The organism is Neisseria sp. HMSC070A01, assembly GCF_001810165.1.
In the GTDB taxonomy this organism is placed as follows: Bacteria; Pseudomonadota; Gammaproteobacteria; order Burkholderiales; family Neisseriaceae; genus Neisseria.
This window is the reverse complement of sequence record NZ_KV800126.1, coordinates 323,409-340,374: the sequence shown is the minus strand read 5'-3', so window position 1 is coordinate 340,374 and position 16,966 is coordinate 323,409. Positions and strand designations below refer to the sequence as shown.

Annotated in this window: 11 protein-coding genes and 1 tRNA gene; 5 read left to right on the top strand and 7 right to left on the bottom strand. The window is 50.0% G+C overall.

The features are described from left to right. Positions 1-50: 50 nt before the first annotated feature. Positions 51-662: a DUF4230 domain-containing protein gene (locus tag HMPREF2711_RS10210; protein ID WP_003746016.1), complete on the bottom strand. Its 612-nt coding sequence runs from the start codon at positions 660-662 to the stop codon at positions 51-53. A 185-nt stretch (positions 663-847) separates the two neighbouring features. Here HMPREF2711_RS10210 and ribBA point away from each other — a divergent pair, with 185 nt between their 5' ends. Then, positions 848-2,191, top strand: coding sequence for a bifunctional 3,4-dihydroxy-2-butanone-4-phosphate synthase/GTP cyclohydrolase II (gene ribBA, locus HMPREF2711_RS10205; RefSeq protein ID WP_172884831.1), 1,344 nt, complete (start codon positions 848-850; stop codon positions 2,189-2,191). Between the two features lie 153 nt (positions 2,192-2,344). Here the strand turns inward: ribBA and HMPREF2711_RS10200 are convergent, their stop codons facing one another. The 4 genes from HMPREF2711_RS10200 to HMPREF2711_RS10185 all read right to left on the bottom strand — a co-directional run bounded on the left by HMPREF2711_RS10200 (position 2,345) and on the right by HMPREF2711_RS10185 (position 12,256). Beyond that, the gene (locus HMPREF2711_RS10200) at positions 2,345-4,825 is read right to left on the bottom strand and encodes a glycogen/starch/alpha-glucan phosphorylase (protein ID WP_003746014.1); all 2,481 of its coding nucleotides are present in this window, start codon (positions 4,823-4,825) and stop codon (positions 2,345-2,347) included. 313 nt (positions 4,826-5,138) lie between these two features. Further along, positions 5,139-7,124: a glycogen debranching protein GlgX gene (glgX, locus tag HMPREF2711_RS10195; protein WP_003746012.1), complete on the bottom strand. Its 1,986-nt coding sequence runs from the start codon at positions 7,122-7,124 to the stop codon at positions 5,139-5,141. Positions 7,125-7,269: 145 nt separating this feature from the next. Beyond that, the gene (glgB, locus tag HMPREF2711_RS10190) at positions 7,270-11,556 is read right to left on the bottom strand and encodes a 1,4-alpha-glucan branching protein GlgB (protein ID WP_003746010.1); all 4,287 of its coding nucleotides are present in this window, start codon (positions 11,554-11,556) and stop codon (positions 7,270-7,272) included. Between the two features lie 217 nt (positions 11,557-11,773). After that, on the bottom strand, positions 11,774-12,256 hold the full coding sequence (locus tag HMPREF2711_RS10185) for an FKBP-type peptidyl-prolyl cis-trans isomerase (protein WP_003683125.1): 483 nt from the start codon (positions 12,254-12,256) through the stop codon (positions 11,774-11,776). Positions 12,257-12,764: 508 nt separating this feature from the next. On the opposite strand from HMPREF2711_RS10185, the gene HMPREF2711_RS10180 reads away from it, so the two are divergent. Both HMPREF2711_RS10180 and HMPREF2711_RS10175 read left to right on the top strand, forming a co-directional pair. Further along, positions 12,765-13,031, top strand: coding sequence for a hypothetical protein (locus HMPREF2711_RS10180; RefSeq protein ID WP_070616157.1), 267 nt, complete (start codon positions 12,765-12,767; stop codon positions 13,029-13,031). A 95-nt stretch (positions 13,032-13,126) separates the two neighbouring features. Next, entirely contained in the window at positions 13,127-14,500 is a 1,374-nt protein-coding gene (locus HMPREF2711_RS10175) for an FAD-binding oxidoreductase (protein ID WP_003746006.1), read from the top strand. A gap of 54 nt (positions 14,501-14,554) precedes the next feature. Here the strand turns inward: HMPREF2711_RS10175 and HMPREF2711_RS10170 are convergent, their stop codons facing one another. Both HMPREF2711_RS10170 and HMPREF2711_RS10165 read right to left on the bottom strand, forming a co-directional pair. After that, entirely contained in the window at positions 14,555-15,385 is an 831-nt protein-coding gene (locus tag HMPREF2711_RS10170) for a symmetrical bis(5'-nucleosyl)-tetraphosphatase (protein WP_070616152.1), read from the bottom strand. A gap of 69 nt (positions 15,386-15,454) precedes the next feature. Further along, positions 15,455-15,844, bottom strand: coding sequence for a RidA family protein (locus tag HMPREF2711_RS10165; RefSeq protein WP_003746001.1), 390 nt, complete (start codon positions 15,842-15,844; stop codon positions 15,455-15,457). A 170-nt stretch (positions 15,845-16,014) separates the two neighbouring features. Between HMPREF2711_RS10165 and yaaA the strand changes: the two genes are divergently transcribed. Further along, positions 16,015-16,794, top strand: coding sequence for a peroxide stress protein YaaA (gene yaaA, locus HMPREF2711_RS10160; protein ID WP_070616189.1), 780 nt, complete (start codon positions 16,015-16,017; stop codon positions 16,792-16,794). Between the two features lie 79 nt (positions 16,795-16,873). After that, positions 16,874-16,964: transfer RNA gene (locus HMPREF2711_RS10155), tRNA-Ser, on the top strand. Positions 16,965-16,966 lie beyond the last annotated feature (2 nt).

Genomic DNA, 16,966 nt, shown 5'->3' with positions numbered 1-16,966 from the left:
AAGGCCGTCTGAAAAATTTTCAGACGGCCTTATCTTTGCAAGCAATCTATTTAACCGCACTTCCCTACCGCAGCCGGATAGACGGACACCTTCGTCTGCGTCAATGCAAACAGGTTTTCCAACTGCATTTGCGCCTGACGGTTGGCATGTTCCAAAATCTCAGCCTTACACGCGCTTTGCAACACCTGCCGTCTCGCCTCTTCCTGCACTGTCTTAAATACCGACTTATCCATAGGCAGCAAATTAAACGAGCCGGTCTGAATATCGTACACTTCGATATTTTCCAAATCCACGCTCAAAATTTCCACCGCCGGCAGGCTGATTAAGACTTTGTCATCCACAATATTGACATTGTCCGCGCCTAATTTGTCCAAGTCCAAACCGGCCAACACCTTACCGCGCACAATAAAAATACCGCTTTGCGAATCCTGCCACAGCCTGCGCCAATCCCCTTTTTTCTCCGTACGGATAATCGTATCGATATAAAACGCCGTACTTTCCAAGCGGTTCATCTGCTTAATCTGCATCAAAACCCCTTCACGGGACAAAACCTGATGTTCTTCGTTCTGACCATGCAGGGCATAAAACCAGCCGCCCGCAGCCGTCAGCGCACACAACACCAGCACGGTCAATCCGCGCCCAAACATTTTCATTTCAAACATCCCCCGTTAAAATAATCATCAAAACATTCCCCATATTCTCCCAAAACCATCAATTTCAAGCCATATTCAGGCCGTCTGAAACAATAAATTTCATTACCAAAAAGTAATAAAAATTCCCACAAACAAAGTTTGCCTTTTGGTAAAGACAAGACTACAATCCATTACACACAATTCAACTTCATCCCATCATGAATACCACCGACCTGCGCCGCCACAACCTGCGGCAATGGATAACACAACACCACAACGGCCAGCAAACCAAGTTTGCCCAAGCCATCGCCATCAACCAAGGCGAGCTGTCCGCCCTGCTGAAAAACAAATCTTTCGGCGAGAAAAAAGCCCGAAAAATCGAGCAGGCAGCCAATATGCCTGACATGTGGCTGGATCAAGACCACCAAGACCGCCACGCCCCCACCATCAGCCAAGAAAGAAATACCATGTCCCACATCTCCACCATCCCCGAAATCCTAGCAGACATCAAAGCCGGCAAAATGGTCATCATCACCGATGCCGAAGACCGCGAAAACGAAGGCGACTTGCTGATGGCCGCCCAATTCGTTACCCCCGAAGCCATCAACTTCATGATCAAAAACGCACGCGGCCTGGTCTGCCTGCCGATGGACGGTGAAATGGTCGAAAAACTCGGCCTGCCCATGATGACCCAGAAAAACGGCGCGCAATACGGCACCAACTTTACCGTCTCCATCGAAGCCGCCCACGGCATCACCACCGGCATTTCCGCCGCCGACCGCGCCCTGACCATTCAAACCGCCGTTTCCCCATCCGCCAAACCTGAAGACATCGTCCAACCCGGCCACATCTTCCCACTGCGTGCCCAAAAAGGCGGCGTACTCGTCCGCGCAGGACACACCGAAGCCGGCGTTGACCTGGCACAAATGAACGGCCTGATTCCCGCCGCCGTCATCTGCGAAATCATCAACGACGACGGCACCATGGCGCGTATGCCCGAACTGATGAAGTTCGCCGAAGAACACAACCTCAAAATCGGTACCATTGCCGACCTCATCGAATACCGCAGCCGTACCGAAAGCCTGCTTGAAGACATGGGCAACGCGCCCGTACAAACCCCGTGGGGCGAGTTCCAACAACACGTTTACGTTGACAAACTCTCCGGCGAAACCCACCTCGCCCTTGTCAAAGGCACACCTTCCGCCGAAGAAGAAACCCTCGTCCGCGTCCACGAACCCTTCAGCGTCATGGACTTCATCCAAACCAACCCGCGCCACTCATGGTCGCTGCCCAAAGCCCTTGAGCGCATCCAACAAGCCGAAAGCGGCGTCGTCATCCTCCTGCACCGCACCGAAGACGGCGCCACCCTGCTCGACCGCACCCTGCCCAAAGGCGCCAACCAAGCCTACAAATGGGACAGCAAAAGCTACGGCATAGGCGCACAAATCCTCGCCGGTCTCAACGTCAAAAAACTGCGCGTCCTCGGCCAACCGTCATCCTTCACCGGCCTAACCGGCTTCGGCCTCGAAGTCGTCGGCTTTGAAGAAGCTGAAAAATAATCTTGCTTGATTGATACTCAAAGCAAATGAAACAAAAGGCCGTCTGAAAGGTTTCAGACGGCCTTTTAAGTTTGTTATCCAATTCAAAACAGCGAATATAAAAAAAGCCGATACACCTTTCCGATGTATCGGCTCTCGCTATCTGCTCAACGCTTAATTTTTGCCGGGCAATTCTTTTTCGCTCAATGGTTTGATGTACCAAATATCGCGGCAGTAGTCGGCGATGGAGCGGTCGGATGAGAAGAAGCCCATGTTGGCAATGTTGATCAAGGCTGATTTGCGCCATGCGGATACGTTGCGGTAGTGTTCGTCCGCTTTGTATTGCGTATCGATGTAGCTGCGGAAATCGGCCATCAGTTGATAGAAGTCGCCGTATGGTTGCAACACGTCGTTGTAGCGATTTGGCTCTTCCGGAGAGAAAGTGCCTTGGCTGATTTGGTTGACGACGCGGCGCAGGTCGCTGTCTCGCTCGATATAGCTCAACGGGTCGTAACCGTTGCGGCGGATTTCTTCAACTTGCTCGACGGTGTTACCGAAGATAAAGCAGTTGTCCGCGCCGACTTTTTCCAAAATTTCGACGTTCGCGCCGTCCAGCGTACCCATGCAAAGCGCGCCGTTGAGGGCGAATTTCATGTTGCTGGTGCCGGATGCTTCTGTACCCGCCAGTGAGATTTGTTCGTGCAAATCGGCGGCCGGGATGATGATTTGGGCGAGGCTGACGCTGTAGTTCGGGATGAATACAACTTTAATCAGGTCGCGGATACGGGTGTCGTTGTTGATGACTTTGGCAACGTCGTTAATCAGTCGGATGATTTTCTTCGCCATGTAATAGGCGGAAGCGGCTTTACCGGCAAAGATGAACACGCGCGGCTGCCAATCGAAATCCGGGTTTTCTAGGATTTTGTTGTAACGGTCGACGATATGCATCACGTTCAACGCTTGACGTTTGTACTCGTGGATACGTTTGATTTGGATGTCGAAAAGTGCATCGGTATTAACCTTGATGCCCAGCTCGGTTTCGATGTATTTGGCGAGGCGCTCTTTGGCGGCTTTTTTCACTGCGCCGAATTCTGCCTGTACGGAGGCATCGTCCACTTTGTCGTTGAGCTTGGTCAGGTTGTCCAAATGCAGACGCCAGTCTTCGTTGCCCAGATGTTTGTCCAAGAATTTGGTCAGGCCCGGGTTGGCGATGTTGATCCAGCGGCGCGGGGTTACGCCGTTGGTTACGTTGGTAAAGCGTTCCGGGAATACTTTGGCAAAGTCGGCGAAAATGGATGTGGTCATCAAATCGGAGTGGATTTTGGCCACGCCATTAACTTTGTGCGAACCGATCACGGCAAGCCATGCCATGCGGACGCGACGGCCGTGGGTTTCGTCAATGATGGATACGCGGCGGACAAAGTCGTCGTCGAAGTTGCCGATGGCGCGTAAGGCATTGAGGAAGTAGGCGTTGATTTCAAAGATGATGTCCAAATGGCGCGGCAGCAGACGGCCCATCAGGTCAACCTGCCAGGTTTCCAAGGCTTCGCTCATCAATGTGTGGTTGGTGTAAGAGAAAATCTTACAGCACATATTCCATGCTTCAGTCCATTCGATGCCCTCTTCGTCAATCAGGATGCGCATCAATTCTGGAATGGCGAGTACCGGATGGGTGTCGTTCAAGTGGATGGCGACTTCGTCCGCCAGCGTGCGGATGCTTGGGAAACGGCATTTGTGGCGTGCAACAATATCTTGAACGGAAGCAGAAACCAAGAAGTATTCTTGCTTCAGGCGCAATTCGCGGCCGGAATCGGTAGAGTCGTTAGGATAGAGGACGCGCGAGATGTTTTCGTCGCTGTTTTGTGCGCGAACGGCAGAGGCATAGTCGCCTCGGTTGAAGTCGGCAAGGTCGAACAGGTTGCCTGCGTGTGCAGCCCACAAGCGTAATGGGTTGGCACATTCGCCGCCATAGCCCGGAATAATTTCATCGTATGCCCAAGCGGAAATTTCTTCGCTCGGCTGCCATTCTTTTTTGTTGCCCAAGTTCAATACTTGGCCGCCGAAACGGACGGAATATTGTTTGTTCGGACGGGCAAACTGCCATGCCAAATCTTGGTCGAGCCACAAATCGGGTTTTTCGACTTGTTGGCCGTCCACGATTTCTTGTTTGAACATACCGTATTGGTAACGGATACCGTAGCCCATGGCAGGAATGCGCAGGGTTGCCAATGAGTCGAGGAAGCAGGCGGCCAGACGGCCCAAACCGCCGTTACCCAAACCCGGATCTTCTTCTTGTTCGCAGACATCGGCAAATTCTTTGCCCAGTTGCTTGAAGGCTTCTTCAAACTCGGCATAAACGCCTTCGTTAATCAGCGCATTGACAAACGCACGGCCGAGCAGGAATTCCATAGACAGGTAATAAACCATGCGTTTGCTGTTGTCGATGTGGGCGCGGCGTGTTTTGAGGAAATCCTCGGCAATCAGGTCGCGTGCGGCCAACATGGCGGCATTGAGCCATTGGTGTGAAGTTGCTTCTTTAGGATCGACGCCCAAGATGAAAATCAACTTGTAAACAATGGACTTGCGGATGGTTTCTGCATCCGGTTTGGGCATAACGTAATCGTAGCCGGAGATGGGGAGTTTTTGCTTAGCCATGGAAGCCTTTCTTTCATTTGAGGCACTTGGACAACGCGCCTGATGGTTTATAGAAACAACGTCATTCAGTTTTCAGACGGCCTGAAGAAGTATAAATGCCGTCTGAAAAATTTATAGGTAGGTTTGTTTCAGGTTTGATACGGATTATAACTGAAAGATTCAACTCCGTATTATTTTTTCTTTATAAAACATTTAATTACAAATTAAACCACTCATCATCTCATCGGCATTTCCATTTATGCCATGCAAGCTTCGGCCCAACGGATACAGACGAAATATCAAAGAGTTAACACAATAACGGCTTGGTTTTCATTTAATTCGTTTTATGTAAAACCCAAATCCCCATGTGTTCGACAACACATTTTCCAGCCTCTTCGTAATTAAATTTCTCAGATGGTACGCAAGAAATTTCCCAATTGCCTTGAGGCAGGTTAAATAACTGACGACTACGTTTGGCATTGACCAACAGCAGCCATTCATCGTCCAAAACAACCTGAATCGCCTTACTGCCCCTGTTATGCCAACAATATTCGGTCATCGGGCTGCCGTCCGCATTGAGCCATTGCACACGCTCTTTTTCCCACCAGCAATCATCTGTCAGCAGCTTGATTCGGCTGCGTACGCGTATCAGCGCTTGAGTGTAATTTTGCAACTCATGAGGCTCATTTTGCCAATCCAACCATGTAATCGGATTATCTTGGCAGTAGCTGTTGTTGTTGCCTTGCTGACTGTTGCCGAACTCATCGCCTGCCAAAAGCATGGGCGTACCGTTGGATAAAAACAAGGAGGCAAGCAGCGCTTTGGAGGTGTATTCGCGGTTGAGCAACACCTCTTCATCATCGGTTTCGCCTTCTACGCCGTGGTTGTAGCTGATGTTTTCATTATGCCCGTCGCGGTTGTTTTCGCCGTTGGCTTCGTTGTGTTTTTCGTTGTAGCTGACCAAATCACGCAGAGTGAAGCCGTCGTGTGCAGTGATGAAGTTGATGCTGGCGGACGGGTGGCGGCCGCTATGGTTGAAAATATCGGACGACCCGGCCAAGCGTTCGGCAAATGCGCCCAAATTGCCGCTTTCCCATGACCAAAACGCGCGCATGTCATCACGGAAACGGCCGTTCCATTCGGCAAAAGGTTGCGGGAAATTACCCAAGTGATAGCCGCCCTCGCCGATGTCCCATGCTTCGACAATCAGCTTCAAACCGGCCAAAACCGGGTCTTGATACAGGACTTGGAAAAAACGGCCGTACGATTGGAAATCAGGCTCGCGTCCCAATACGGTTCCCAAATCGAAACGAAAGCCGTCGATATGAAACTCTTCCGCCCAATAGCGCAGGCTGTCTGCCGCCCAACGGGTAACGTCGCGTCGGACAATATTGAGCGTATTGCCGCAACCCGACCAGTTTTCATAATTGCCGTAAGGGGTGTGCCAATACCATAAGGTGTTGTCGATACCGCGCTGACACAGCATCGGGCCTTTGTCGTCCTGCTCGGCCGTGTGGTTGTACACGACATCCAAAATCACTTCCAAACCTGCCTGATGCAGGGCTTTGACCGCTTGTTTAAATTCCGCCGCCGCACGTTCGGGATTGTCGGCATAAGACGGTTCGACGGCAAAATGGGAATAAGTGTTGTAGCCCCAATAATTGCTCAAACCCATCTGCTGAAGATGGTATTCATCCAGATGATAATGAATCGGCAGCAGCTCGACCGTCGTTACCCCCAATTCTTGCAAATAGGCTAAAACCCGTTTATCGCACAAAGCTTTATAAGTGCCTGCGTACTTCAAATCGGGGAATTGCTTGGTCAACCCTTTGACATGGGCTTCATAAATAACGGTTTTGCCCCACGGTATTTCCGGACGGCAATCTTTGGCCCAATTGAATCGGCTGCGTCCGACCACGACGCTTTTGGGCGCAACGGCGGCATTGTCGCGTTCATCTTCCGGCCTGAACCATGCCATTTCTTCGGCGTTACGGTAGTTTGGTTTGCCGTCAATTTTTTTGGAATACGGGTCAATCAGCAATTTATTGGGGTTGAAACATGAGCCGTATTCTGCGTTTTCACGCCCATACACGCGGAAACCGTATCGCTGCCCTGCCTTAACGTCCGGCACAAATCCGTAAAATACCGAACCGCGCCGCGAAGGCATCTCCAAACGGGTTTCTTTATCTTTATCAAACAGACACAATTCGACCTTTTCGGCATTGATGGAAAACAAAGTAAAATTCGCGCCCTTGCTTGTCAGGGTCGCGCCCATGGGATAAGGCTTGCCTTCCTCGATATGCCATGATTTGGCAGACATAGAATGATTCCTTGGTATGTATTTGGTTTCGTGTCCAATATAAGGCCGTCTGAAAATCTTTCAGACGGCCTTGAGTCATATTTATACCACTATCTTTTAATTTTCAGCTGATTGGGCAGGCATGATGCCCACCCTCAAAGTTGATTTACGCTTCGTCTTTGACTGCCGCCTGATACAGGTAAACGGTTGCCAACGGTGGTACGGTAACAGACAGGGAATTTGGTTTGCCATGCGACCAAACTTCTTCTGTCTCCACCGTTGCGCCGGCAGAAACGCCGCTGCCTTTGTAATGCAGGTCGTCCGAATTGAGGATTTCGCGGTATTCGCCGGCAGAATTCACGCCGAAGCGGTAGCCTTCGCGCACCACAGGCGTGAAGTTGCTAATAACGATAACGCGGTTGCCTTCGCGGTCGCGTCGCTCGAAGACGAATACGGAATTATTACCATCGTCGGCGACCAGCCACTCAAAGCCTTCCGGCCATTGGTCCAATTGGTAAAGCGGCGCGGTGTCTTTATAGACATGGTTCAATTCGCGTACGAAGTCTTGCACGCCTTTGTGCCAGCCGCCCTCTTGCTCCAGCAGGAACCAATCCAGCCCTTCGTTGTAGTTCCACTCGCGGCCTTGCGCAAACTCGCTGCCCATGAACAAAAGTTTTTTGCCGGGGAAACCGTACATAAAGCCGTAGTAGGCGCGCAGGTTGGCAAATTGCTGCCAGCAGTCGCCGGGCATACGTCCGAGCAGCGAGCGTTTGCCGTGCACGACTTCATCGTGTGAAAGCGGCAGAACAAAGTTTTCGCTGTACTGGTACATCATGCCGAAGGTCATTTTGTTGTGGTGATATTTGCGGTTGATGGGATCTTCCATCATGTAACGCAAAGTATCATTCATCCAGCCCATATTCCATTTGAAGCTGAAGTTCAAACCTTCTTGACGGGTTACATTGGCAAATGAAGTAGACTCTTCGGCGATTTCAGTCGCAGCCGGAACTTCCTCTTTCAACATGGTGTTGGTATCGCGCAGGAAAGCGATGGCTTCAAGGTTTTCATGGCCGCCATATTGGTTCGGAATCCACTCGCCGTCTTTGCGCGAGTAGTTGCGGTAAATCATGGAAGCAACCGCGTCAACGCGGATACCGTCGAAGCCGAAACGTTCTATCCAATACAGGGCGTTGCCTTGCAGGAAGTTTTTCACTTCGTTTCTGCCGAAGTTGTAAATCAAGGTGTTCCAGTCTTGATGGTAGCCTTCGCGCGGGTCGGCGTGTTCGTACAGCGCGGTGCCGTCAAACTTGGCCAGGCCGTGGTCGTCGGTCGGGAAGTGGCCGACCACCCAGTCGAGGATAACGCTGATGCCCTCGTCGTGCGCGGCTTTAATCAATGCGCGCAATTCTTCCGGCGAACCGAAACGACTGGTCGGCGCATACAATCCGGTTGCCTGATAGCCCCATGAGCCGTCAAACGGATATTCGGAAACAGGCAGGAACTCGATATGGGTAAAGCCCATGTCTTTGACGTATGCCACCAGCTCTTTGGCCAGCTGTTCGTAAGTCAGCCAGTAATTGTTTTCCGGATTGCGCTTCCACGAACCCAAATGTACTTCATAAATGCTGATCGGCGCATCAATGGCATTGGCACGGGCGCGGAAGGCCGGTTCTTCCACTTCGTCAGGCAAACCGCGCACGATAGATGCCGTGGTCGGGCGCAGTTCCGCACCGAAAGCATACGGGTCGGCTTTTTCACGTACATTACCGTTGGCATCGCGGATTTCAAATTTGTAGAGGGCGTTGAGTTTGACGGCAGGAATGAAGATGTCCCAAATGCCGTTGTCGCGGTGGAAACGCATCACATGGCGGCGGCCGTCCCAGTTGTTGAACTCGCCGATAACGGAAACGCGTTGCGCATTGGGCGCCCAGACGGCAAAGCGTACGCCCTTCACGCCGTCCAACTCGGCAAAATGCGCGCCTAAAGTCTCATAAGGACGCAGGTGTTTGCCTTCGGCCAACAGCCAGGAATCCATGTCTTGCAACGCAGAGCTGAAATGATAAGGGTCTTCTTCAATCACTGGCTCGGTGTCTTCGGTGTAACGGATACGCAAAGCGTAATCGGGCGCATCATCGGGCAAGACGGCCACAAAGAAACCGCGTTCATCAATTTTTTCAGACGGCACGATGAGTTCGCCGCTGCGGCGGTTCACAATATCCACGCTTACTGCGCCGGGAATCAAAACGCGTACTACTTCATCACCCTCTGGAAGGCGGTGTCGTCCCAGATAAGCGAACACATCGCTATGGGTGGCAAGAAACAGGCTTTCGACCGTATCGCGCTCGATTTGGTCAAGTTCATGATAAGTCTTGATTTGGCTGTTTGTTTTCATGCGTACCTCGTCAATAATGGCAAGTTGGCCGCCCATGAGGCGGTGTTGTAGGAAATCTTCCAAAGAAACCGGCATTTTTTGCGCCCAGTTCGGATAGCCTTCGGTTACACCCGGGACATTCAGATTATCAATGACGCCCAGCAGGTTTTCCAGTTGTACGGCGTAAAGCTTGCTGCGGCTCAATGCGCCGTATTTGTGCAAAGCCGCCAACAAGGTTTCATCGGCTTTTGCCGGCATTTGTACGTCTGCACCCAGACAGCCGGTTTCTTTCAATTTATCCAGCAAATCGGCTTTATCGTGTTCGCGCTCATCCAAGGCCGTCTGAAAAGCGGCTGCATCAGGCAGAGTACCGAGTTTGAACATCGTATCCAAATCTTTGCCTGTCCAATAGCCTGCCAAGGGCGCAACATCGTGGGTGCTGATGACCGTAATCGCCTGCTCGGGGTATTCTTCCGGCAATTGGAAACCGTTCCAGCCCTTGCTGAAATACATTACTTTGTACGAGAACACCTGATAGCGGTTGAGCAGATGGCGGGCTTCGTCAGGTACCGTTCCCAAATCTTCGCCGATGATGACGCAACGGTTGCGCCGGCTTTCCAACGCCAAAATAGCAAACATCACTTCGGCATCGTAATGCACATACGCGCCGAAATCCGCCGTTTTACCGTTTAATACCCACCACAAACGACACAATGCCATTACATGGTCGATCCGCAATACGCCATACAGACGCATGTTTTCGCGCAACAGATGGGCAAATTTTTCATAGCCCGTATGCTTCAACATCAACGGATTAAGTGGCGGCAAATCCCAATTCTGCCCTGTCGGCCCCAAAGGATCGGGCGGCGCGCCGACTGACAAGTCCATACAATAATCTTGGCGGTTTAACCAAGTATCCGCGCTGCCGCGCGCCACGCCGACTGCCAAATCGCCGTAAATACCGAGTTTGACACCGTATTCGGCAGCGGCTTGGTTGACTTCGCGCAACTGCTCCGCGCAAAGCCATTGCAGCCACATATAAAAACGGATTTCACGTTCATGGCTGCGCGCGAATTTTTCTACCGCTTCGCCATCGGGTTGATGAAATTCAGACGGCCATGACTGCCAACCCACTTGTCCGGGACGGCTGTAATACTGGTCCAAAGCCTCAAACAAACCGAAGCCCTGCAAAGCCTTGCCTTTTTCTAATACAAAAGCTTCAAATACAGCGCGTTCATTTTCCGCGGCTTCGCAGGTATCTTGTTCAAACGCGTTAAACGCCATGTGCAGCGCATCACGCTTGCATGCCCAAACCGCTGTATAAGTCACCGTTTCCGTGATACGCAAAGCAGCGATGCGCTGACGGATTTTCGGTTGTGCCAGCCAGTTTTTTAGTTGCTCGTTATAAGTGAACGCACCGACCTTCTCAACATCCAAATAAATCGGATTGAGCCATTCGCGCGAAGAAGGGCTATACGGGCTGGCAAAGGCGGGCTTGCTGGTAAACAAAGCGTGCAAAGGGTTGATACCGACAAAATCCAGCTTTTTCTCCGCCGCATATTTCATCAGGTTCAGCAAATCAGTAAAGTCGCCTATGCCCCAGTTGCGCTCAGAACGCAGGCTGTACAAATGCATGGTCAAACCATTCATCCGTCCGCCATTGGCAAGCAGTTTAGGCTGATAAACCGATTCAGGCGCAACAATCAGGCGCACAAGGCAACTTTTGCCGCCGGTCTCGGCCGACAAGGTGTAATAACCGCAAGCCAGTTGGGGCAGCTTAATCCAAAGCGTATCGTTGTCGCCCGGATACAAAGTCAAGGTCTGACATTTATTTGCTTCATCAATCAATACGACCGCTTCAGCGCCATGAAATTCAGACGGCATCTGTAAAGATTCTTCGCCGTTTTCATGCGCAACCATCGTATTCAAATAAAGGCCGTCTGAATCCGGTTTGCTTTTATCCAAAATAGCGACAATCGATTCCAAAACTTCCGTTTTGGTCACATGATAAGTGCCGTTGATGTCGTGGTAACCTAAATCAATACCGGCCTGCACCGCCTGCTGCTCCAATGTTTCACTCATTGTATTCTGCCTGTTTTACCAATATCTGAATCTTAATACAGATTCTGCCGCACCGTGATATGTAATTCATTGTAGTCTCAAACAAACCCCATATTTCCCCGCTTGATTTGACCTGAGCCAAAATTTCCTATTTATCTGTCTTGTAAAAACTTAAAGGCCGTCTGAAAAGGAGGATTTCATTCCTTTTCAGACGGCCTTTATCATGCGTTAAGCCTGATTAGTGATGGTGATGACCGTGCGGACCGTGTACGTGACCGTGGGCAATTTCTTCCTCGGTCGCATCGCGCACACCCTCAACAGTCGCCTTGAACAATACTTTCATACCGGCCAAAGGATGGTTGCCGTCCACCACGGCTTTGCCGTCGGCAACATCGGTTACACGATAAATTAATACATCGCCGGTTTCCGGATCATCGGCTTCAAACATCATGCCGACTTCTACTTCAACAGGGAACACGCTGACATCTTCAATGCGCACCAACTCAGGATCTTGTTCGCCGAAAGCATCATCGGGCGACAAAGCCACTTCGACGGTATCGCCTACATTTTTGCCGTGCAACGCCTCTTCCACCAAAGGGAAAATACCGTCATAACCGCCATGCAGGTAAGCAATCGGCTCTTCGGTTTTGTCCAACAGCTGGTTGTTGGCATCGTACATTTCATAATGCAGGGAAACTACGGAATTTTTAACAATAGACATCATGCCGTCCTTAATCAATATTTAAAAGTTACGTTACAGTTATTCTATCACAGCCGCAACCAAACAATCGGCTTGCTTTAATAAATACCCCGTGCAAATGCGACAAAAAGATAAAAGCCTATATAAAAAAGCAAAATCAAATGATTTCAATACGCAGAAGTTGCTTTTTCACAACACAAAGTGATTAAATTACAAAAAACTTCCCCAAAGCAAAAACATTCCAAACCCTTAAAACCAATAACAAATAAAAATACACAAACCATTGAATACAATATATTTTTAAAATCTTCATTAATAATGAATATTTTTAGATGATTTTTCGCGCGCCAATATGATTTACATTATTTTCACTATTTTCGTATTGATTTTAGCCGGCAAACGGTTACGCAACGTTGCATTGACCTATCCCGTGGGGCATAATATTGAAAAATTCAGCAATGAATTTCTACTGTATAGGCCGTCTGACGGCTATTTTTAGTTTAAATCGATTTAAAAAAGGTTCTTAAAAATGAAAAAATCTCTGTTCGCTGCTGCTTTGTTGTCTTTAGCTTTGGCCGCTTGTGGCGGTGCTGATAAAGCTGCTGAAACTGCCGCTTCTGCTGCTTCTGAAGCCGCTGCTTCTGCTACTGAAGCTGCTACTTCTACTGCTGATGCCGCTGCTTCTGCCGCTACCGAAGCTGCTGCTTCTGCTACTGAAGCCGCTGCTTCTGCTACTGAAGCTGCTGCGTCTGCTACTGATGCCGCTGCTTCTGCCGCTTCTGAAGCTGCTAAATAATATTCTTTTGAATATAAAAAAAGCAGGATACCATTGCGTATCCTGCTTTTTTACATTCCTTCATCTTCCCTTCCCAATATTTCCGTCTGACCGCCATGCACCTTCACGACCGTTTTGCAGCGTTTCTTTCTGCCACTGAAATCATCGAAGCCACTCCGGCCTTGTTAAACGACCAACGCCGCCGTTTTACTTCTTCTCCGGATATTGTCTTACAGCCGAACTCTGTCGAAAGTGTGCAGAAAATCATGCGTTTCTGTTTTGAAAACCGCATCCGCGTCACCCCGCAAGGCGGCAATACCGGATTATGCGGCGCGACGGTAACCAACGAAGGCGTACTGCTCAACCTCTCCAAGCTCAACCGCATCCGTGATATCAATCTTGCCGACAACAGCATGACGGTTGAGGCCGGCGTGATTTTGCAAAATGCTCAAAAGGCGGCAGCCGAAGCCGGACGACTGTTTCCGCTCAGCCTTGCCAGCGAAGGCTCTTGCCAAATCGGCGGCAATATCGCCTGCAATGCAGGCGGTTTGAATGTCTTGCGTTACGGCAGCATGCGTGATTTGGTATTGGGTTTGGAAGTCGTTTTACCCAACGGCGAACTGATTTCCCACCTTCAGCCCCTACACAAAAACACGACCGGCTACGACTTGCGCCATCTTTTTATCGGCAGCGAAGGAACATTAGGCATCATTACCGCCGCCACACTCAAACTCTTTGCCCAGCCCAAAACCAAAGCGACTGCATGGGTAGGCCTAGATGATATTGAATCTGCCGTCTCGCTTTTGACCGCTGTTCAAGGCCATTTTGCCGAACGCTTGACCAGTTTCGAGCTAATTAGCCGCTTTGCCCTCGATTTATCTTCGGAATTCAGCCAACTCAAAAAGCCTGCCGATGCAGAATGGCATATTTTGATTGAACTTGCCGACTCTGTTCCCGACGCAGGTTTGGATGAAAAGCTTGCCGAATTTCTCTATCAAAACGGATGGGAAAACAGCATCTTGGCGCAATCCGAGCAAGAACGCGCTGATTTGTGGACCCTGCGTGAAAATATTTCCGCTTCCCAACGCAAACTCGGCACCAGCATCAAACACGACATCGCCGTCCCTATCGCCCAAGTAGCCGCTTTTGTCCGCCAATGCGCGCCTGCCTTGGAAACCCACTTTCCCGGCATACAAATTGTCTGCTTCGGACATTTAGGCGACGGCAGCCTGCATTACAATACATTCCTGCCCAACGTATTGAGCAACGAAGCCTACCAATACGAAGACGCCGTCAATACCATTGTTTATGAAAACATCCTTGCCTGCCACGGCACGATTGCCGCCGAACACGGCGTAGGCATCATCAAAAAACATTGGCTGCCCCGAGTGCGCACACAGGCCGAACTTGCTCTGATGCATGCCATCAAAAATCAGCTTGACCCTTACGGCATCATGAATCCGGGAAAACTCCTGCCTTCTTTGGATTAACCAATACAAAAAGGCCGTCTGAAACATTTCAGACGGCCTTTCATCTTATCCAAACTATTTCAATGCCGTTTTCCAGTCCAATCCGCCCAACGACGGTACCTGTATCACTTCGTTGGTATCCAAATTGACCGCTGTCAGCTCTCCGCCCCACAACGCGCCGGTATCCAAAGCAATTACTTGGTCTGTGTTAACGTAGCCCAATGACGACCAATGCCCGAACACGGTAATATAATCCAAATTCTGTCTATCAGGCGCTTTAAACCAAGGGCGCAGGTAAAGCGGCATTTTCTTCAAAGTGGATTTATATTCGTAATCCAATTCGCCTTTGTACGTCAGCGCACGCATACGGGTAAAGACATTGACAATCATGCGTAGGCGCTCGTAGCCTGTCAAATCATCCGTCCACGCAGTCGGCTTGTTGCCGTACATTTTGCCAAAAAATTTCCTGTATTTTTTACCTTGCAATTCAGCCTCGGCTTCACGGGCAAGGCTTTCGGCCTTATCAACCGACCATTGCGGCAAAATACCGGCATGCACCATCACATGCCTGTTGCCGCGCACCAAAAGCGGTTGATGACGCAGCCAGTCCAATAGGGATTGACTCTCGGGATGGGTCAAAATCGGCTCAACCGTATCGCTGCGCTTGAGCGTTCCTTCACCGCAACCGACGGCCAAAAGATGCAAATCATGATTACCCAAAACCATTTGCACACTGCTGTCGTACTCTTTGGCAAATTTCAGGGTTTCCAATGACTTCGGACCGCGATTGACAATATCGCCGACCAGCCAAAGGGTGTCCGTACCATGATTAAAGCCGATTTTGGCAAGCAGCAAAGTCAGCTCGTCAAAGCAGCCTTGAATGTCTCCGATTGCGTAATGTGCCATTATTATTGTTTTCCGTTGTTATTATTTTCAGACGGCCTCAAGCCCAGCCCAGGCCGTCTGAAACATCAATTATGCGTTTAAAACCAATACTGCTTCCGCTTCAACCTGAACGCCTTTAGGCAGGCTGGCCACGCCAACTGCCGCGCGCGCAGGGAAAGGTTGCTCGATAAATTCAGCCATCACTTCATTAAACACGGCAAAGTTGGCCAAATCGGTCAAATAAGCATTGAGTTTGACGATATCGTTCAAAGAACCGCCGGCCGCTTCAGCTACGGCTTGCAGGTTTTTAAATACTTGCACGGCTTCGGCGCGGAAGTCGCCATTACCGACCACAGTCATCGTAGCCGGATCCAAAGGAATCTGACCGCTCATATAAACCGTATCGCCTGCGCGGACTGCTTGGCTGTATGCGCCAATTGCGGCAGGGGCTTTGTCGGTATGGATAATGGTTTTAGACATGATATTCTCCTCAAGTAGAAATGTCAGAAACAGGTGGAAGCTTCGAATTTTACTTTCAACAGAAATACGTTTCAATAAAAGCATTCAATTAATGCGTTTAGCCCGTCTTGTTCTTCCTCGATTTTAAACCTACAATCCCACACATTATTCATTTCAAAGCCGAAATTATTATGTTTTTTGTCTTATCCCCAGCCAAAAACCTCAACGAAAAAGACCCCTCCCCCGTCAGCAGCTTTACCCAGCCCGACCTTCTGCCCGAAGCAGAAATCCTGATGCAGGAATTGCGCAAACTTGCCCCTCAACAAATCGCCGAGCTGATGCACGTTTCCGACAAAATCGCCCTGCTCAACGCTGAACGCAATGCCGTATGGCACACGCCGTTTACACATGAAAACGCCAAGCAGGCCGTATTTATGTTCAACGGCGACGTCTATGAAGGCATTGCCGCCGATACGCTCAAGCCGGAGCAAATCAACTACCTGCAACAACACGTCCGTTTGCTCTCCGGCCTATACGGCGTACTGCGCCCGCTCGACTTGATGCAGCCCTACCGCTTGGAAATGGGCACGGCCTTTGCCAACTCGCGCGGTAAAAACCTCTACGAATTTTGGGGCGATAAAATTACCGACCTGCTCAACCAAACGCTGAAGCAGGCCGGCAGCGACGTTTTAATCAACCTCGCCTCACAAGAATATTTCAAATCCATCAACACCAAAAAACTCAACGCACGCCTGATTACGCCGATTTTTAAAGACGAGAAAAACGGCAAATACAAAATCATCAGCTTCTACGCCAAACGTGCGCGCGGTTTGATGGTACGCTACGCGGCAGAACACGGCATTACCGAGCCTGAAATGCTCAAAAATTTCGACTACGAGGGCTATTCATTCAATGAAGCAGCTTCAAACGAAGCCGAATGGGTATTCATGCGTGAAGAACAATCCAAATAAAAACAAAATACTAGATATTTTCCCTAAAATACCACTTGGCAAAGGCCGTAAGTTCCATTAATATTACGGCTTCAAGAACGGAAGCGTGGCAGAGCGGTTTAATGCAACGGTCTTGAAAACCGTCGAGGGTTGATAGCCCTCCGTGAGTTCGAATCTCACCGCTTCCGCCATT